Genomic DNA, 17,194 nt, shown 5'->3' on the forward strand with positions numbered 1-17,194 from the left:
TCGTCCAATAGTGGTGAAGGCCGACGGACGGCCGGGGAGGGGTACGGATGAGCACTCGGGAGTTGACGCCGCGCCGCGGCGGCGCGGTCGCCCGCTCGCTCGCGGCGGTCGCGGTGGTGACCGCCCTGGCGATCCTCGGAGCGGTCGGGGTGCTGTGGTGGCAGCGCGACGACGCGCCCGCACTCGCGGGGGAGCGGCTCACGAGTTTTCCGGCGGTCGACCGAAACGGTCTCGACGACACCCAGATTCGCATTCTGGATGTGCTGCGCCAGGAATTCGCGGACCCGGGCGAAGGCCCGAAGTACGCCGAGGGCGTCGACGAAGCCTGGTGCGCCGATTTCGTCAGCTGGGTGATGCGCGAGGCCGGGCGGCCCCTGGCCAATCCCAACTCCGGCTCGTGGCGGATTCCCGGCGTCTACACGCTCACCGACTACTACCGGGCCGAGGGGCGCTTCGAGGCGCCCGGCTATCGGGCCAAGACCGGCGATGTGGTGCTCTACGCCGACAGTAGTCCGTTCAACCAGCACACCAATATCGTGATCGCCGCCGAGGCCGACACCATCACCACCGTGGGCGGTAATGAATTCGGCGGCATCACCATCCATCGCTACGTACCCGCGGATGTCAATGGCCTGGTGGGGTATGGACGGCTGTGAAAAATGCCATTCCAAATGGTGGAAATCATGCGTGTGTGCCCTAGGTAACGGGCGAATTACGTCCTAACATGGAGCCCGGCGGTGCCCGGCAGCATCGCCGATCGATCCCTGTCCTGCTGCCCCCTCATCGGCAGGACAGGGGTCCCCGCCCGACGAAAGCAGCTGGATGCCCTTATCCGACCAACCGACTTGGATCGATTACGCCGAATTCGGCGAACGTTTCGTCGAGGCGGCGGTCACGGAATCCCGGATCGAGGCTGCGGTCTCCGGGATGGCCGGTCGGGGCATGACCATCGGACCGTTCTCGGTCGGCCCCGCGGGGCTCGCGCGTTTCGTCGCCAAAGGCAGTGTCGGCAAACCCCGTATCGTCCGCCACGGACCGCATGTGCACTTCGAAGTCATGGTGCCGGTGAAATTGCGGGTGGACATCACCCTGGGCGGACAGCGACTGCGTTTGGAAGCGGTCGTGGAAATCGATCTGGACCTGCACGCCCGTACCGCCGCGCCGCTGCTCATCGTCATCGACATTCCACCGGTCACCGGCCGTGATGTCAGCTTCGTCATGCGCGCCCAGGCCATCGGCACCGCCTTCGAACTGCTGTTGGACCCGATCGCCCGGATGGTGCAGCGCGAGGTCGCGAATCGGCTCAATGCCATACTCGCCGATCCGGATTCGCGGCGCGGGCGGGTGTTCGATGTGGAGGCCATCATCGACGGCGCGGAATCGACGCACCGAGATCGGGAGCAATTCGACTGGATCGGCTACGACGAATTCGGCCGACAGTTCTTTCAGCGCATAGTGACCGCCGAGCGGGTGCGCGAAGTCGTGGAATCCATGGCGGGCAAACCCATCGAGGTGGGCCCGATGCGCACCGGGCCGCGCAATGCCGCCGAGGTATCGGTGCAGGGCAGCGTGCGGGTGCCGCGACTGGCCGAACGCGAGATCTCCGTCGAGAGCGCGCCCGAGAGCGCCGGATTGGTGGCCTTCGACCTGACCATTCCGGTGAGCCTCGATATCACCGTCGAGGTCGTCCAGGCCAACAAATACCGGGCCGAGGTGGAGGTGCCGCTCGAATTGGTTGCGCGCGCCGCCGATCCACTGCTCATCGTCATCGATACCGAGCCGCCCCGCGCCCGCGATATCGACCTGGAGGTGACGGCGCAGGGCTGGCGCGCCCGCACCCTGGGCAGGCTGGCCAAGATCGACGCGCAGGTGGCGGCTCAGGTCGCCGCCGTCGTTCGCGACGAGGTGGCCGATATGTCGCGGCGCACCATCGATGTCGCCGCCCGCCTCAACAGCATTGGCGTATGAGTCTCGTACGGTAGGTCCTGCCCGTCCCATCGGTCCGCTGCGCCCATCCTGGGGCTCGTGATGCACATGAGCCCCGTGAGCCTGGCGATTCCAATGTGAATGTGGTGAAATGAGTTCACGTTCGGGGCCCCCGGCGCACTGATGGCGCATGTTGCCATCGGGGAAGGTGCGCCGGGTCTGCCGCAGGTTGTCCACCGCGTTGCCGCTCCACAGTTCTCAGCTCGTGCTTCACCCCGCGTTACCGCCGGTCGCCATTGCGCCGGACTGTTCCGATCGATGTGTGTGCGAAGGAGTTCTGCGATGCGTCTTCCTGTCACCCGCCGCGACTTCCTCGCCCGTGCGGCCGCGTTGGCCGGTGGTACGGCGGCACTCGGGATGGTCGGGGCGACCCTGGCCCCCACCGCCTCCGCGCGCACCCCGCTCGGCACCCTGCTCGACTACGCGGGCGGTGTCCCCGACGCCCAGGCCATCGCCGATGCCGGGCATATCGGCGTCATCCGCTACGTCTCCGACCGGCGGCCCGGCGCGGAGTGGATGGCCGGAAAACCCTTGCTGGCGAACGAGGTCGACGCGCTGTCGGCGCTCGGGCTCACCATCGTGTCCTGCTACCAGTTCGGCAAGGGGCCGACCGCCGACTGGCGCGGGGGACTGGAGGCCGGGAAGCAGCACGCGCAGCGCGGTCTCGAACTGCACAATGCGGCGGGCGGGCCGGATACCGCGCCCATCTACGCCTCCATCGACGACAACCCCAGCGAGGCGGAGTTCAGCGAACTCATCGCCCCCTACCTGGAGGGCTGGGAATCGGTGCTGGGCCGTGAGCGCACCGGCGTGTACGCGAATTCCCCGACCATCGACTGGACCCTCGGCGCGGGACTGGGTTCCTGGTTCTGGCAACACAATTGGGGCACGCCGTCGGGCTACGTGCATCCCGAGGCGCACCTGCACCAGTTCGAGATCGACAAGCGCAGCGTCGGCGGCGTCGGGGTGGACGTGAACTCCGCGCTCGCCCCGGACTACGGACAGTGGTAGCCGAAAGCCTTGTCGCGCGGTTGGTTTCGAGCCCGACTCCGGTCTAGGTCTGGCAGTGCGAGGTCGGATCCTGGCGCAGCCCCGGCTCGTCGGGCACCACCCGCAGCGCGGGACGGCCCTCCGCGTCCACCGATTCGCCTCTGCCGGTGGACTTCTCGCCGCTGGCCACCTTGGCGCGGTCGCCCTGCCAGGAGAACAGCGACCAGCGTGACATGCCCGAGAACGCCGAGCCCAGGCTGGCGAACGAGGCGAAGGAGATGATCGATCCGAACGATCCCACCGAACCGATGGACAGCATCGACCCGGTGCTGCCGATGGACAGGATCGAATAGGTGGAGCCGATCGACAGAATCGATCCCTCCGAGCCGATCGACAGAATCGACCGCCGCGAATGCAGCCCCCGCACAGTCTCTTTCACAGCTGCCATACAGCCGGTCTACCACAGTGGGCTGCCGAATCGAACCCTTTGGCGGGCATTGCCCCACCTCGGACATCGCACCGGTGGACGGCACAAAGGGGCCGGGACGACTGGTGTCGTCCCGGCCTCTTCGGCAGCCGATGACCGTCAGACGGTGAAGAACCCGATGGTCGGCAGGAAAGAGCAGGTGATGGGCGCGGCCGAGGGGTCGGCCTGGGTGGTCAGCGAGCCGGAGACCACGGCGACCACGCGACCGGAACCGGTGTCGGCGATGGCCGAGAGGGTGGCCGGGCCGTCCGGGTTGATCTTGGCCTCATCGGTCAGCGCCAGCGTGCCGGACTGCCGGGTGTCGAGGTTGATCCACTGCACGGTCATCGGCGGGTTCTGCGTCTCGGTGGGCCGCTTGGTGCCCAGCGCGGTGAAGACGAAACCGGCCTGACCGGCCGCCGGACCGGGCGGGGGCAGCTGCGCGGGACCGGCGACGGCCAGCGCGGTGCCGACCGAGTCGGCGGTCGCGGAGATGCAGCCCTTGCCGATGGTGGGCCACAGGAACTGGGAGATGACCGGACCCTCCTGCGGGATGTCCGGGCCACCGCCGCCGCTGCCGTCGAGGAAGGTGATGATCCGCTCCAGGGTCGCCTTCACCTGCGGCGGCAGGTTCAGCGTGGAGAGAATCTGACGAGCCTGCTCGAGGATCGCCGTCTGCGGTCCGGCCGCGATGTCGGCGGGGCCCGCGGCCGCTCCGACAATGGCGGGGACCAGCGAGGCGAGCGCCTCGACGGGCACGCCCTCGGGAATCACGGGCACCCCGGAGGTGCTCTGCGGGGCCGGATTCGGCTTGGCGGTCGCTGTCGTCGGCACGGCAATGGTGGCGCAGGCCGTAAGGGCCAACGCGGACATTGCGAACCGCGATCCTCGGGTGCGAAGCACTGGTGTAGCCGTCCTTAACCTCGGGTACATCTGCGGCGATGGGGACCATCGCTGCGCGTCACTCTAAAGATTCGGCTGCCCTGTTGTACAGCCAAGGTGTGATCTTGCTGTCCTCGATCCGAAAACGCTATCGGACAGTTGATCATTTTTGTGTGACTGATGTGATCAGTGATGCAAATGTTACACCCGGACCTGGGATTTCCGTGGGATTCCGGTACGCCGCGACGAGGGAGAGAAAATGGCCCGGACGGGCACGGCTAGTCTGACTCGAGGCCTGAAACCCCGCTCACCGGCCGGGAGCCAGCGCCGGTGAACCCCGCCACCGACCGGAAAGTCCGCGCTGTGCATCGACACCTCCGACTCGCCGTGGCCGCGCTGACCGTCTCGGTGCTGGCGCGGCTGCTGTGGGTGCTGCTGTCGCCGAACGGGATGAACTTCGTCGATCTGCACGTGTACGTGGACGGTTCGGCGGACCTGCTCACCGATCACCTCTACGACTTCACCTACTCGAAGGTGACGCCGGACTTCCCGCTGCCGTTCACCTATCCGCCCTTCGCCGCGGTGGTGTTCTTCCCCCTGCACTTCCTGCCGTTCCCGGTGGTGGCCATCGGCTGGCTACTGCTCACCGTGGCCGCGCTGTACTGGGTGGTGCGCATCGCGTTCGAGCTCATTCTCGGCGCCGAGGTCGCGCGCGAATCCCGCTGGCGCACAGCGGCGGTCGCGTGGACCGCGGTCGGGGTGTGGATGGAGCCGGTGCGCACGACGCTGGACTACGGCCAGGTCAACGTGTTCCTGGTGCTCGGGGCCATGCTCGCGGTGCGCAGTTCCCGGTGGTGGATATCGGGCACCCTGGTCGGCGCGATCGCGGGCATCAAACTCACCCCGGCCATTACGGGGCTGTACTTCGTGGCGCGGCGGCGCTGGGCGACGGCGGTGTGGTCGGCGGTGGTGTTCGGCGGCACCGTCGGGCTCAGCTATCTGATCAACGGGGCCGAGACCAATCGCTACTTCGGCTCGCTGCTGGGCGACGCCGAGCGCATCGGGCCGGTGGGCTCGGTGTGGAATCAGTCACTGCGCGGAGCCCTGAGTCGGATCCTCGGCTACGACGTGCAGTCCGGCCCGTGGTGGATCGCGGCGCTGCTGGTGACGCTGATCCTGGCCGTCTTCGCCTGGCGCGCACTGGATTCCGACGATCGCATGGGCACCCTCGTCATCGTGCAGTTCATCGGGCTGATGATGTCGCCCATCTCCTGGTCGCATCACTTCGTCTGGCTCATCCCGACCGTGCTGTGGCTGCTCTACGGTCCGCTGCGTGCGGTCGCGGGCGCGCGGATCATCGCCGGGTACTGGCTGGTGACGGCGCTCGTCGGGGTGCCGTGGGTGCTGTCGTTCGCGCAGCCCGATATCTGGACCATCTCGCGGCCGGGCATTCTCGCCTGGCTCGGCGCGGTGGATGTGATCGGCGTGCTGGCGCTGCTCGCGTGGACGGCCTGGGCCGGGCGCGTCAGCTCTGCTGGGTCAGTCGATCGATCTCGTGAGCCAGCGTCACATCCAGCTGGGTGATACCGCCCGCCGAATGCGTGGAGACGGTGAAAGTGACTCGCCGCCAGCGGATATCGATATCCGGATGGTGATTGGCGGCCTCGGCCGCGAGCGCCACCCGGCGCACCAGTTCGATTCCGGCCAGGAAGGACGGGGCCTCGACGGTGCGGGCGATACTCGAGCCCGTGTGAATCCAGTCGGGCAGGTCCGTGAGGGCCTTGGCGATATCGTCTTGCGAGAGCAGCTCGGTACTCATGGTCCCGGTCTACGCCTTCTGTCGAGGGGATGGGCGGACTTACCGGAAATGATGCCGACTCGACGGGTGGAAATCAGGCCGCGCGAGCGTGTTTCAGCGCCTTCTTCAGGTCTTTGCCGCAGATGCCCGCGGCTTCGCACTTCTTCATGCGCATGATCACCACGGGGCACTTCAGGCAGCGCGTCTTCTTGCGACAGCACTTGTTCTTGGGCTTGAGGCCCGAGACGTGCTTGGCTTTCACCTTCTTCCCCATATTGGTTAGCTTAACCTAAGTCGTACTCCTGAAACCTGTGACTTACGACTGCCGGTACGCTGTTATACGGCCGTAGCCCCGCCAGAGGCATTCGAGTCGTCGACACGGCCGCTCTACCCACTTTGCACCAGGAGGATCAACCGTGTCGTCTGTCGAGTTCCGCAACGTCGCCATCGTGGCGCACGTCGACCACGGCAAGACCACACTTGTCGATGCCATGCTGCGCCAGTCCGGCGTTTTCGGCGAGCGCGCCGAGGTCGTCGACCGCGTCATGGACTCCGGTGACCTGGAGCGCGAGAAGGGCATCACCATTCTCGCCAAGAACACCGCCGTGCACCGGCACAACCCCGACGGCACCGTCACCGTCATCAATGTCATCGACACCCCCGGCCACGCCGACTTCGGCGGTGAGGTCGAGCGCGGCCTGTCCATGGTCGACGGTGTCGTGCTGCTGGTCGACGCCTCCGAGGGTCCGCTGCCGCAGACCCGCTTCGTGCTGCGCAAGGCCCTGGCCGCGTCGCTGCCGGTGATCCTGGTGGTCAACAAGACCGACCGTCCCGACGCCCGCATCGAGGAGGTCGTCGAGGAGTCGCACGACCTGCTGCTCGATCTCGCCTCCGATCTGGACGACGAAGCCTCCGAGGCCGCCGAGCTGGCCCTGGACCTGCCGGTGCTCTACGCCTCCGGCCGTGAGGGCAAGGCCTCCACCACCCGCCCCGAGAACGGCAGCGCGCCCGCCGCGGAGAACCTCGACGAGCTGTTCGAGGTGCTGCTGAAGTACGTGCCCGCGCCCAAGGGCGATGCCACCAAGCCGCTGCAGGCGCACGTCACCAACCTCGACGCCTCGCCGTTCCTCGGCCGTATCGGCCTGGTGCGCATTCACAACGGCACCCTGCGCAAGGGCCAGAACGTCGCGTGGATGACCCCCGAGGGCACCAAGACCGTCAAGATCACCGAGCTGCTGCAGACCATCGGCGTCGAGCGCAAGCCCGGTGAGGAGGCCATCGCCGGTGACATCGTCGCCGTCGCGGGCATTCCGGAGATCATGATCGGCGACACCCTCGCCGATATCGAGAACCCGGTCGCGCTGCCGCGCATCACCGTCGACGAGCCCGCAATCTCGGTGACCATCGGCACCAACACCTCGCCGCTGGTCGGTCGGGTGCAGGGCCACAAGCTCACCGCCCGCATGGTGAAGTCGCGCCTGGACCAGGAGCTCGTCGGCAATGTGTCGCTGCGCGTGCTGGACATCGGCCGCCCGGACGCCTGGGAGGTGCAGGGCCGCGGTGAGCTGGCGCTGGCCATTCTGGTCGAGCAGATGCGCCGCGAGGGCTTCGAGCTGACCGTCGGCAAGCCGCAGGTGGTCACCAAGACGGTCGACGGCAAGGTGCACGAGCCCTTCGAGGAGCTGACCGTCGACTGCCCCGAGGAGTACCTGGGCGCGGTCACCCAGCTGCTGGCCGCCCGCAAGGGCAAGATGGTGCAGATGAGCAACCACTCGGCCGGGTGGGTGCGCATGGAGTTCATCGTCCCGTCGCGCGGTCTGATCGGCTTCCGCACCGACTTCCTGACCGAGACCCGCGGCACCGGTATCGCCAATGCCGTCTTCGACGGGTACGCGCCGTGGGCCGGTGAGATCCGCGCCCGCCACACCGGTTCGCTGGTCTCCGACCGCGCGGGCACCGTGACCCCGTTCGCCATGATCCAGCTCGCCGACCGCGGCCAGTTCTTCGTGGAGCCGGGCGCGGACACCTACGAGGGCCACGTCGTCGGCATCAACCCCCGCGCCGAGGACCTCGACATCAACGTCACCCGCGAGAAGAAGCTGACCAATATGCGGTCGGCCACCGGCGACGTCCTCGAGACCCTGGCCAAGCCGCTGCAGCTGGATCTCGAAGGCGCCATGGAGTTCTGCGCCGCCGACGAATGCGTCGAGGTCACCCCCGAGGTCGTGCGCGTGCGCAAGGTCATCCTCGGCGCGACCGAGCGCGGCCGCGAGGCCTCGCGTCGAAAGGCACGCGACCGCGCCGCGCAGTAAGATTCCGCACTGATCGAGTCCACAAGCTAGGTGGGTCCGCATTGGGTGAATCACTGCCGCGAGAACTCGAAACGCGACAGCTGATTTCGTGAGGATCGGGGTAACTCATCGGGTACGTCCAGAACTGTGTACGGCACACGACCGCAACACGCCGACGTGATCGGGTGGGCTCTCAGTCTGGCCTGAATACGCGGAGAGGCGGACAGCGCGTCTCGTGGCGCGCGGTAATGGTGACGGTGGCGACCTGTTTGGCGGTCGCCACCGGCTGCACCGCGAATCCGCCACCGCCCATCGAGAGCACCGACAGTCCCAAGACGACGCCGGTGAAGCCGGGCAAGACCTCGGTGGTGGTCGCCATCGACGACATCGGGATCGGATTCAATCCGCATCTGCGGGCGCATCAGTCGCCCGCCACCTCGGCGGTGGCCGCCATGGTGCTGCCCAGTCCGTTCCGGACGGTGCCGTCCGCGGCCACGCCGGGGGCTTCGGACTGGGTGCTGGACAACTCGCTCATGGTGTCGGCGGATGTCTCCGAACAGGAGCCGTTCACCATCACCTATCAGATCCGCAACGAGGCGTCCTGGTCCGACGGTGCGCCCATCGCGGCCGAGGACTTCCGGTACCTGTGGCAGCAGATGATCACCCAGCCCGGGGCGGTCGATCCGGCCGGATACCGGTTGATCTCCGATATCAGCTCCTCGGCGGGCGGCAAGACGGTCACGGTCACCATGAAGGAGCCGTATCCCGCCTGGCGGCAGCTGTTCTCGGATCTGGTGCCCTCGCATCTGATCAAGGATTCCGGCTTCGAGACCGGGCTCAGCGACACCATTCGCATCTCCGGCGGGTACTTCCGCATCAAACAGGCCGACCGCGGGCGCGAGGAGATTCTGCTCGAACGCAATGACCGGTACTGGGGTACGCCCGCGGTGCCGGACCAGATTCTGTTGCGGCGCGGGGGAACTCCGGCGCAGGTGGCGGAGTCGCTGCGGACGGCCGACGCCCAGATGGCCCTGGTGCACGGCGGTGTGGCGTTGCAGGCGCAGCTGGCGGCCATCCCGTCGGTGCGCACCACCATGAACTTGCAGTCGCGCGAAATGGAATTGGTGCTCAACGGCCGCAATCCGGATCTCGCCGATGTGCGGGTGCGCAAGGCCGTGATCGGGCTGCTGGATCCGGTACTGCTGGCCACCGTCGGCGCGCAGACCGGCAGCTGGGTGGAACCCGTTCGGGCACAGGTACTTTCGCCCTCGGATCCGGGCTATGCCCCGACCGCGCCGCCGCGGCCCAGCTTGGAGGAGGCCTTCGCGCTGCTGGCCGAGGCGGGGTACGGACGCGCTCCGGAACCGCCGCCGAGCTCGTCGCCGACCTCGCCCGCGCCGCAACCGCGTCCGGTCGCCAAAAACGGTAAGACGCTGAGCATTCGGATCGGGGCGGTGGACGGCGACGACTCCACCCTCGCGGTCGCGAATACGGCGGCCGACCAATTGCGCAGCGCCGGAATCGATGCCACCGTCACCAACGTCTCCGCCGAACAGCTCTACGGCACCGATCTGGTCGACAACGGGATCGACGCCATTGTCGGCTGGGAGCGCACCGGCGACGACCCGGCCACGGTGCTGGCCTCGCGCTACGGCTGCCCACCCCCGGAAACCCCTGGGGCGGACGGGGAGAACACCGTCGCCGAAGGGGCGAAGAAGGCCCCGGCGAACCTCTCCGGCATCTGCGATCCGACGCTTCAGCCCGCCATCGACGCGGCACTGCGCGGTATCGACGTGCCGACCGTGATCGCCGACGCCGAACCCAAGCTCTGGGAGCTGTCCACGGTGCTGCCCATCGTGCAGGACACCCAGGTGGCCGCCGCCGGTCCGCGGGTGGACGGCGTCTCGCTCAGCGGGGCCATCCAGCGGGGAATCTTCGGTGACGCGGCCAATTGGCGGCGGCTGCCGTGAGCGAGAACCCCACGGGCGGACTGCTTCTCGTGCACGCCCACCCCGACGACGAATCCATCACCACCGGCGGCACCATCGCGCACTACCGGCGGCTGGGCATCCCGGTGACCGTGGTGACCTGCACGCTCGGCGAAGAGGGCGAGGTCATCGGGGATCGGTGGGCGCGCCTGGTGGCCGATCAGGCCGATCAGCTCGGCGGCTACCGCATCTCCGAATTGTCCAGGGCCCTGGCCGAATTGGATGCCGGGCCGCCTCGCTTCCTGGGCGGTGCGGGGCGCTGGCGCGACTCCGGCATGGCGGGTACGCCCGCCGCGCGGCATCCCCGGGCGTTCGTGCGCTCCGGTGACGAGGCGGTGCAGGCCCTCGTGCAGGTGATCCTGGAACTGCGCCCGCGCGTCGTGGTCGGGTACGACCCGCGCGGCGGCTACGGCCACCCGGATCACATTCGCGCCCACGAGGTCACCATGGCGGCGGTGGACGCGGCCGCCACGTGGGGCTGGGACGTGCCCAAGACCTACTGGACCGTCACCGACGCCTCGGTGCTGCACTTGTACACCGAGGCCCTCAAACGCCGCACCGTGGACCAGCTCCCGGGTGCGCTGCCCAGCGGCTGGCGGCTGCCGCACGACGACGAATTGGCCTGCGTCCCCAGCGAATCGGTCACCACGACGGTCGATGTCGCCGATGTACTGGCCGCCAAGCGCGCGGCCCTGCGCGCGCACGCCACCCAGGTGACAGTGGCCCCCTCGGGCCGAGAGTTCGCGCTCTCCAACAACATCGCCCAACCGGTGCTGCCGGAGGAGCATTTCGTCCTGGTGCGCGGTGCGCGCGGCGAGGTAGGCCCGGACGGTCGCGAACACGATCTGTTCGCGGGATTGTCCGACATGATCGAACCGCGCCCGCGCGGAGTGGGAGACTAGCCGACATGTACAACTGGAGCATCCAGGACATGATCGCGGCCTTCGTGGAGAGCCAGAAGCCCCATTTCGAGGCGCAACACGAACTGTATCTGCATGGCCTGTACACGTTCATCGACCTGCAGAGCCACCTGCTGACCCTCCTCGGCTTCCCGCCGGTGCCGTGACCGCGGCCCTCGGAACGCCCGCCCGCGCCACCGCGCCCGCGACCCGGTCGTGGCTGACCATCGCCCTCGGCGTGGTCCTGGTGGTGGACGGCATCGTCACCCTCCTGCTCGAGGTGCTGTACCTGCCCCTCTACCTCGGCCACGCCACCGTGCCCGAGGCGCAGCCGATCATGGCGGCGGCGCAGCCGCTCGCGGCCACCCTCACCACGGGGGCGATCCCATTCCCCATCACGGCGTTGATCGCGGCGGTGCTGAATGTCCTTCTGGTCAAAGGCATGTCGACGGTCACCGACCGGATCGGCATCATGGCCCTGCCGCTCACGGCGTGGGTCGTCACCTACATGCTGTGCATGCTCGGCGGACCCGGCGGCGATGTCTGGTTCATGAACGACTGGCCCACCCTCGCGCTGCTGGTCGGCGGCCTGCTGCCCGCCGGGCTCTACCTGTACTACCGTGCCAACCTGCGTGTGGTGGCGGCGCGACCGGTCGCGTAGCCGTCAGCGGCTGCCGAGTTGGCCCGGCGTCACGGCCTCGATGAGCGGCCACGCCTGGTCGAGGGGTATGTCGATGAGGTGGTAGCGCTTCTTGCCCGCGGCGGTGGCGGCGGTGAGGGTGGCGACGCCGACGCGGCGCTGGAACCAGGTCTGGCTGACGGTCCAGCCGATGATGCCGGGCGCTTCCAGGCAGTCGCGGTCGCGGTCGAGAGAGCCGCTGCGGGTGATGAGCCAGGTGGGGTTGCCGTCGGCCGCTGGAATGACGGTGTGGCCGAGGCCCCGGTAGCGGTCCCAGGCCAGCGCCGCGGCGATCACGTAGGCCAGGGCCAGCAGGATCCAGGACCAGCGTGGGAGCGGTTGCGCCACAAGGGAGAACACCAGCATGGCGGCCGCGGCCGTGTGGACCGGGCCAAAGGCGCGGGTGTAGCGGCGGTTGCGGGCGGCGGTGCCGTGCGGGGTGAGGGTGACCGTGCTGGGGGCGGATTCGCCGAGCAGATGGGTCAGGGTGCGGTCCACGGCGGCGCGCGGGGCCTGCGGCAGGATCTTCTGCCGGGGATCGGTGCCGGTCATGATGGCTTCGAGTTCGGCGCCGCCCGCCAGGCGCAGCAGCAGTGGCTCGTTGACGGTCGCGCCGCGCAGGCGGGCCAGGTCGAGGGTGATCTGGCGGGTGGTGAACAGGCCGTGGCGCAGGTGCAGGGTTTTGCCGTTGTCCAGCACGCGCAGGCCGAAATACGTTGCCAGATAGCGGGCGCAGGCCGCCAGGCTGACCACCACGACCAGGGTGAGCAGCAGGCCGAGCACGACGCTGGTCACGAACCACATGCCGCGGTCACCGAGTTCGTGCACCGCGCTGGAATCGAAAACCACCTGCCCGAAACCGTATTGGAAGGCGAGGCCGACAATCGGCGCGATGAGCGCGAAGCCGGTGAGCGACAGCGGGGCGTAGCGCACCCACACCGGTCGCCAGTGCGCTATCTCGACGCTCTCGCGCTTCTCCTCGACCTGCTCGGGGCCGGTCTGGTCGAAGGTGAAAGCGCTTGCGTCGCTGGGTATTTCCTGACTCTTCGGATCCACGGCCCGGGCTCCGGCGGTATGCGCGAGCAGCTCCGCGCGCAACCCGGGCACCAGTCTCGCGTCCAGTGAGTCGAGTTTGAATTCGTCGCCGCGACCGGCCTGCTGCCCGGTCCCGATCTCGAGCACCGCCAACCCCAGCACCCGATGCAGCACATCGGCCTGGATATCCACGGATCTGATGCGCGAGCGCGGCACAGCCAGCTTCTTGCGCTGGATCAGCCCGGTGCGCAGCTCCACATTGTCGGGGCCGATGCGGTAGGTGGTGGTGAACCAGCGCGTGACGGCGATGCCGACGATGACCGCCAGCGCGAGCATCGCCCACAGCGGATTCTCGCTCTGCGCACTGCCGATCACCGAAGCGATCAGCACCGGAATGTATTTCACGGTCTCGGTGATCGGATGCACCAGCAGCATGCGCTGATCCAGGCGCTGCCAAGGGGTTTCGTTCACGTGGCGTCCCCGCGATGGCGCGCCGCGATCTCGGTCAGCCTCCCGACCGTCTCCTCGGCGACCGCCAGATCCAGTGCGTCGATGGTGACCGCGCCCGCCGACGAGGCCGTGGTGACGGTAACCGTCGCCAGGCCGAGCATGCGCTCGAAGGGGCCGCGCTGGGTGTCGACGGTCTGAATGCGGGTGATCGGCGCGACCCGGCTCTCCTGTGTCAACCACCCCGTGCGGGTGTAAACGGCCTCATCGGTGATCTCCCACCGGTGTACGGCATAGCGCCAGAACGGCACCACCCCGACGCTGATGGCGACGCCGAGCACGACGAGCGCGAGCGCCGCGCCCTGCCAGCCGCGGCGATCCTCGTCCAAGAACATCCACACCAGCACCGCGACCAGGGGTATCGACCAGCTCACGGCACCGGCGACCGCCCACAGCAGTTTCGCGCGCGGACTGGGCCGCCACGCCGGGGCCGCCATGATTCCGCCGGAGGGTACGGGCTGGGACATGTCAGACATGCTGTCATGGATCGCCGCACGGGGGTGGACATAAAAGCGCTGTCGCGGAATAGTGCGCCCTGGCACCCGGTTGTCCCCCCGCAGAGACCCGAGTCGGACCAGTCGGACGGATGGCGCATGATCGAGGACGTGACGGATCTACCGAACCCGAAGCTCCCCCCGGCACCGAGTGGCCCCGCGGCCGTGTCCAGTGCGGTGGTACCGAGCGCGTCGGCCATGCGCCGGGCGCTGCGGCGCGCGCGGGACGGTGCGACGCTCAATCTGGACGAGGCGGTGGTGCTGCTGCACGCCCGCGACGCCGACCTCGAGGATCTGTGCGCCTCGGCGTCGCGCGTGCGCGACGCCGGACTGCGGTCCTCGGGGTACGCGGGTGATGTCCTGCCGATCACCTACTCCCGCAAGGTGTTCATCCCGCTGACCCGGCTGTGTCGAGACAAGTGTCACTACTGCACCTTCGTCACCGTGCCGGGCAAGCTGCGCAAGGAGCCCGGCAGCACCCACGGCATGTACCTGGAGCCCGACGAGGTCCTCGACATCGCCCGCAAGGGCGCCGAATTGGGTTGCAAGGAAGCGCTGTTCACCCTCGGCGATCGTCCCGAGGACCGCTGGCCCGAGGCGCGGCAGTGGCTCGACGAGCGCGGCTACGACTCCACCCTGGACTACGTGCGCGCCATGTCCATTCGCGTGCTGGAGGAGACCGGACTGCTGCCGCACCTGAATCCGGGTGTGATGAGCTGGGCGGAGCTGTCGCGGCTCAAGCCGGTCGCGCCGTCCATGGGCATGATGCTGGAGACCACCTCCACCCGCCTGTTCACCGAGAAGGGCGAGGCGCACTACGGCAGCCCGGACAAGGATCCGGCGGTCCGGCTGCGCGCGCTCACCGACGCGGGACGGCTCTCGGTGCCCTTCACCACCGGCATTCTGGTCGGCATCGGCGAGACCCTCACCGAGCGCGCCGAATCGATCATGGCTATTCGCAAGGCGCACAAGGCCTTCGGACATGTGCAGGAAGTGATCATCCAGAACTTCCTGGCCAAATCCGATACCGCCATGCGCGATACCCCGGATGCCGATCTCCAGGAATTCCGGGCCGCCATCGCGGTGGCGCGCATGCTGCTCGGACCCAAGATGCGCATCCAGGCCCCGCCGAACCTGGTCTCGCTGGACGAGTGCAAGGCGCTGCTCGCGGCCGGTGTGGACGATTGGGGCGGCGTCTCGCCGCTCACCCCCGACCATGTGAATCCCGAGCGCCCCTGGCCGAATCTGGAAGTGCTGGCCCAGGTTACGGCCGAGGCCGGATACCAGCTCACCGAGCGGCTCACCGCCCATCCCAAATACGTGCTCGCGGGCCATCCGTGGATCGACCCGCGCGTGTCGAATCATGTCGCGGCGCTGGCCGATCCGAAGACCGGCCTGGCCCGTGACACGAAGCCGACCGGGCTGGCCTGGCAGGAGCCCGACCACGACTGGGAATCCGTCGGCCGCATCGACCTCAATACCGCCATCGACATCGACGGCCGAAATACCGAGTCGCGCAGCGATTCCGGGCTCGGTGACGACGGGCTGGGCGCGTTCGGCGACTGGGAGACCATTCGCGAACAGGTGCACGAGTTGGCCGCCGCCGCGCCGGAGCGCTTCGACGCCGATGTGATGGCCGCCCTGCGCGCCGCCGAACGCGATCCGGCAGCGCTCACCGACGACCAGTACCTGGCCCTGGCCACCGCCGACGGCGCGGCCCTCGAGGCCGTCACCGCCTTCGCCGATCAGCTGCGCCGCGAGGCCGTCGGCGACGATGTCACCTACATCGTCAACCGCAATATCAACTTCACCAATATCTGCTACACCGGCTGCCGGTTCTGCGCCTTCGCCCAGCGCAAGGGCGACGCCGACGCCTTCACCCTGAGCGCCGACGAGGTCGGCGACCGCGCCTGGGAGGCATGGGTGGAGGGGGCCACCGAGATCTGCATGCAGGGCGGTATCGACCCCGAACTGCCGGTCACCGGCTACGCCGATCTGGTGCGCGCCATCAAGAAGCGGGTGCCGGAGATGCACGTGCACGCCTTCAGCCCGATGGAGGTGGTGAACGGTGCGTCCCGCGGCGGGCAGTCCATTCACGATTGGCTCGCGGCGCTGAAAGAGGCCGGGCTCGACACCATTCCGGGCACCGCCGCCGAGATCCTGGACGACGAGGTGCGGTGGATTCTCACCAAGGGCAAACTGCCCACCTCGGCCTGGATCGAGGTCGTCACCACCGCGCACAGACTGGGTATCCGCTCCAGCTCCACCATGATGTACGGGCACGTGGACAATCCCAAGCACTGGGTCGGGCATCTGCGCGTGCTGCGCGGAATCCAGGACGAGACAGGCGGTTTCACCGAATTCGTGCTGCTGCCGTTCGTGCACCAGAGCGCCCCGCTGTACCTGGCGGGCGCGTCGCGTCCCGGTCCGACCATTCGCGACAATCGCGCGGCGCACGCCCTGGCGCGCATCATGCTGCACGGCCGGATCTCGAATATCCAGACCAGCTGGGTGAAATTGGGTATCACGGGTACCCAGCTGATGCTCAACGGCGGGGCGAACGATCTGGGCGGCACGCTGATGGAGGAAACCATCTCGCGGATGGCCGGTTCCGAGCACGGATCGGCGAAAACGGTGGCGGAACTGACCGAGATCGCCACCGGTATCGGCCGTCCGGTACGGCAGCGCACCACCACCTATGGCGCGCCACCACATCGTTCGCCGGTATCGCTGCCGGTGGGATAGCATTCGCCATCCGAGTTAGGGCAGGCTGGCCAGTAGTAATGTGGGGCCGTCGGGATACTGTTTCGCGGGCGGAGTATCCCCGCATGTGAGGACAGACTAGGAGAGCGGCAGTGCCGTACATCATCGCTGAACCGTGCGTTGACGTGAAGGACAAGGCATGCATCGAGGAATGCCCCGTGGACTGCATCTACGAGGGTGGCCGCATGCTGTACATCCAGCCGGACGAGTGCGTGGACTGTGGTGCATGTGAGCCGGTATGCCCGGTGGAGGCGATCTTCTACGAAGACGACACCCCGGACCAGTGGAGCGGTTACGTCAACGCCAATGTCGAGTTCTTCGACGACCTCGGTTCGCCCGGTGGCGCGACCAAGGTCGGCAAGGTCGACTACGACCCGCCGTTCATCGCCGCGCTACCGCCCATGGCCAGCGAGTAG

Annotated in this window: 17 protein-coding genes; 11 read left to right on the forward strand and 6 right to left on the reverse strand. The window is 68.0% G+C overall.

The window, feature by feature from the left end; genetic code table 11:
* The first annotated feature begins 47 nt into the window (after nucleotides 1-47).
* The 3 genes from ACIBH2_RS16930 to ACIBH2_RS16940 all read left to right on the forward strand — a co-directional run bounded on the left by ACIBH2_RS16930 (nucleotide 48) and on the right by ACIBH2_RS16940 (nucleotide 2,997).
* Nucleotides 48-656, forward strand: coding sequence for a CHAP domain-containing protein (locus tag ACIBH2_RS16930; RefSeq protein WP_397118333.1), 609 nt, complete (start codon nucleotides 48-50; stop codon nucleotides 654-656).
* A gap of 166 nt (nucleotides 657-822) precedes the next feature.
* Entirely contained in the window at nucleotides 823-1,968 is a 1,146-nt protein-coding gene (locus ACIBH2_RS16935) for a hypothetical protein (protein WP_397118335.1), read from the forward strand.
* Between the two features lie 300 nt (nucleotides 1,969-2,268).
* On the forward strand, nucleotides 2,269-2,997 hold the full coding sequence (locus ACIBH2_RS16940) for a DUF1906 domain-containing protein (protein ID WP_397118336.1): 729 nt from the start codon (nucleotides 2,269-2,271) through the stop codon (nucleotides 2,995-2,997).
* Between the two features lie 43 nt (nucleotides 2,998-3,040).
* Here the strand turns inward: ACIBH2_RS16940 and ACIBH2_RS16945 are convergent, their stop codons facing one another.
* Nucleotides 3,041-3,424: a hypothetical protein gene (locus tag ACIBH2_RS16945; RefSeq protein ID WP_397118338.1), complete on the reverse strand. Its 384-nt coding sequence runs from the start codon at nucleotides 3,422-3,424 to the stop codon at nucleotides 3,041-3,043.
* Between the two features lie 138 nt (nucleotides 3,425-3,562).
* The gene (locus tag ACIBH2_RS16950; protein WP_397118340.1) at nucleotides 3,563-4,315 is read right to left on the reverse strand and encodes a hypothetical protein; all 753 of its coding nucleotides are present in this window, start codon (nucleotides 4,313-4,315) and stop codon (nucleotides 3,563-3,565) included.
* 372 nt (nucleotides 4,316-4,687) lie between these two features.
* Here ACIBH2_RS16950 and ACIBH2_RS16955 point away from each other — a divergent pair, with 372 nt between their 5' ends.
* Nucleotides 4,688-5,908, forward strand: a complete 1,221-nt coding sequence (locus tag ACIBH2_RS16955; protein ID WP_397118342.1) for a mannosyltransferase — start codon at nucleotides 4,688-4,690, stop codon at nucleotides 5,906-5,908.
* Here the strand turns inward: ACIBH2_RS16955 and ACIBH2_RS16960 are convergent.
* Nucleotides 5,850-6,143, reverse strand: a complete 294-nt coding sequence (locus tag ACIBH2_RS16960; protein ID WP_397118344.1) for a 4a-hydroxytetrahydrobiopterin dehydratase — start codon at nucleotides 6,141-6,143, stop codon at nucleotides 5,850-5,852. The two genes, ACIBH2_RS16955 and ACIBH2_RS16960, sit on opposite strands and share 59 nt — an antisense overlap.
* Before the next feature lie 73 nt (nucleotides 6,144-6,216).
* Nucleotides 6,217-6,396 (reverse strand): hypothetical protein, encoded by a 180-nt coding sequence (locus ACIBH2_RS16965; RefSeq protein ID WP_397118346.1) that lies wholly within the window; start codon nucleotides 6,394-6,396, stop codon nucleotides 6,217-6,219.
* A 142-nt stretch (nucleotides 6,397-6,538) separates the two neighbouring features.
* Between ACIBH2_RS16965 and typA the strand changes: the two genes are divergently transcribed.
* The 5 genes from typA to ACIBH2_RS16990 all read left to right on the forward strand — a co-directional run bounded on the left by typA (nucleotide 6,539) and on the right by ACIBH2_RS16990 (nucleotide 11,961).
* The gene (typA, locus tag ACIBH2_RS16970) at nucleotides 6,539-8,434 is read left to right on the forward strand and encodes a translational GTPase TypA (RefSeq protein WP_397118348.1); all 1,896 of its coding nucleotides are present in this window, start codon (nucleotides 6,539-6,541) and stop codon (nucleotides 8,432-8,434) included.
* 227 nt (nucleotides 8,435-8,661) lie between these two features.
* Entirely contained in the window at nucleotides 8,662-10,383 is a 1,722-nt protein-coding gene (locus ACIBH2_RS16975; RefSeq protein WP_397118350.1) for an ABC transporter family substrate-binding protein, read from the forward strand.
* Entirely contained in the window at nucleotides 10,380-11,303 is a 924-nt protein-coding gene (gene mshB, locus ACIBH2_RS16980; RefSeq protein ID WP_397118352.1) for an N-acetyl-1-D-myo-inositol-2-amino-2-deoxy-alpha-D-glucopyranoside deacetylase, read from the forward strand. The genes ACIBH2_RS16975 and mshB overlap by 4 nt, the downstream gene beginning before the upstream one ends.
* Before the next feature lie 5 nt (nucleotides 11,304-11,308).
* Nucleotides 11,309-11,467 carry a hypothetical protein gene (locus tag ACIBH2_RS16985; protein ID WP_397118354.1) on the forward strand — a complete coding sequence of 53 codons (159 nt, stop codon included), beginning with the start codon at nucleotides 11,309-11,311 and terminating at the stop codon, nucleotides 11,465-11,467.
* Entirely contained in the window at nucleotides 11,464-11,961 is a 498-nt protein-coding gene (locus ACIBH2_RS16990; RefSeq protein ID WP_397118356.1) for a hypothetical protein, read from the forward strand. The genes ACIBH2_RS16985 and ACIBH2_RS16990 overlap by 4 nt, the downstream gene beginning before the upstream one ends.
* Before the next feature lie 3 nt (nucleotides 11,962-11,964).
* Here ACIBH2_RS16990 and ACIBH2_RS16995 read toward each other — a convergent pair whose 3' ends face one another.
* Together ACIBH2_RS16995 and ACIBH2_RS17000 are read right to left on the reverse strand one after the other, a co-directional pair.
* On the reverse strand, nucleotides 11,965-13,485 hold the full coding sequence (locus ACIBH2_RS16995; RefSeq protein ID WP_397118358.1) for a PH domain-containing protein: 1,521 nt from the start codon (nucleotides 13,483-13,485) through the stop codon (nucleotides 11,965-11,967).
* On the reverse strand, nucleotides 13,482-13,988 hold the full coding sequence (locus ACIBH2_RS17000) for a PH domain-containing protein (protein WP_397118360.1): 507 nt from the start codon (nucleotides 13,986-13,988) through the stop codon (nucleotides 13,482-13,484). Before ACIBH2_RS17000 ends, ACIBH2_RS16995 begins: the two co-directional genes overlap by 4 nt.
* Before the next feature lie 126 nt (nucleotides 13,989-14,114).
* Here ACIBH2_RS17000 and ACIBH2_RS17005 point away from each other — a divergent pair, with 126 nt between their 5' ends.
* Together ACIBH2_RS17005 and fdxA are read left to right on the forward strand one after the other, a co-directional pair.
* On the forward strand, nucleotides 14,115-16,760 hold the full coding sequence (locus tag ACIBH2_RS17005) for a bifunctional FO biosynthesis protein CofGH (protein ID WP_397118362.1): 2,646 nt from the start codon (nucleotides 14,115-14,117) through the stop codon (nucleotides 16,758-16,760).
* Nucleotides 16,761-16,870: 110 nt separating this feature from the next.
* The gene (gene fdxA / locus ACIBH2_RS17010; protein WP_029931437.1) at nucleotides 16,871-17,194 is read left to right on the forward strand and encodes a ferredoxin; all 324 of its coding nucleotides are present in this window, start codon (nucleotides 16,871-16,873) and stop codon (nucleotides 17,192-17,194) included.

It is taken from the genome of Nocardia sp. NPDC050406 (assembly GCF_044459025.1).
Lineage (GTDB): Bacteria > Actinomycetota > Actinomycetes > Mycobacteriales > Mycobacteriaceae > Nocardia.

What these genes read in the sequence shown, in the direction of transcription:
- ACIBH2_RS16930 (WP_397118333.1), top strand. Translation starts at nt 48, where the DNA reads ATGAGCACTCGGGAGTTGACGCCGCGCCGCGGCGGCGCGGTCGCCCGC.
- ACIBH2_RS16935 (WP_397118335.1), top strand. Translation starts at nt 823, where the DNA reads ATGCCCTTATCCGACCAACCGACTTGGATCGATTACGCCGAATTCGGC.
- ACIBH2_RS16940 (WP_397118336.1), top strand. Translation starts at nt 2,269, where the DNA reads ATGCGTCTTCCTGTCACCCGCCGCGACTTCCTCGCCCGTGCGGCCGCG.
- ACIBH2_RS16945 (WP_397118338.1), bottom strand. Translation starts at nt 3,424, where the DNA reads ATGGCAGCTGTGAAAGAGACTGTGCGGGGGCTGCATTCGCGGCGGTCG.
- ACIBH2_RS16950 (WP_397118340.1), bottom strand. Translation starts at nt 4,315, where the DNA reads ATGTCCGCGTTGGCCCTTACGGCCTGCGCCACCATTGCCGTGCCGACG.
- ACIBH2_RS16960 (WP_397118344.1), bottom strand. Translation starts at nt 6,143, where the DNA reads ATGAGTACCGAGCTGCTCTCGCAAGACGATATCGCCAAGGCCCTCACG.
- ACIBH2_RS16965 (WP_397118346.1), bottom strand. Translation starts at nt 6,396, where the DNA reads ATGGGGAAGAAGGTGAAAGCCAAGCACGTCTCGGGCCTCAAGCCCAAG.
- ACIBH2_RS16975 (WP_397118350.1), top strand. Translation starts at nt 8,662, where the DNA reads ATGGTGACGGTGGCGACCTGTTTGGCGGTCGCCACCGGCTGCACCGCG.
- ACIBH2_RS16985 (WP_397118354.1), top strand. Translation starts at nt 11,309, where the DNA reads ATGTACAACTGGAGCATCCAGGACATGATCGCGGCCTTCGTGGAGAGC.
- ACIBH2_RS17000 (WP_397118360.1), bottom strand. Translation starts at nt 13,988, where the DNA reads ATGTCCCAGCCCGTACCCTCCGGCGGAATCATGGCGGCCCCGGCGTGG.
- ACIBH2_RS17005 (WP_397118362.1), top strand. Translation starts at nt 14,115, where the DNA reads ATGATCGAGGACGTGACGGATCTACCGAACCCGAAGCTCCCCCCGGCA.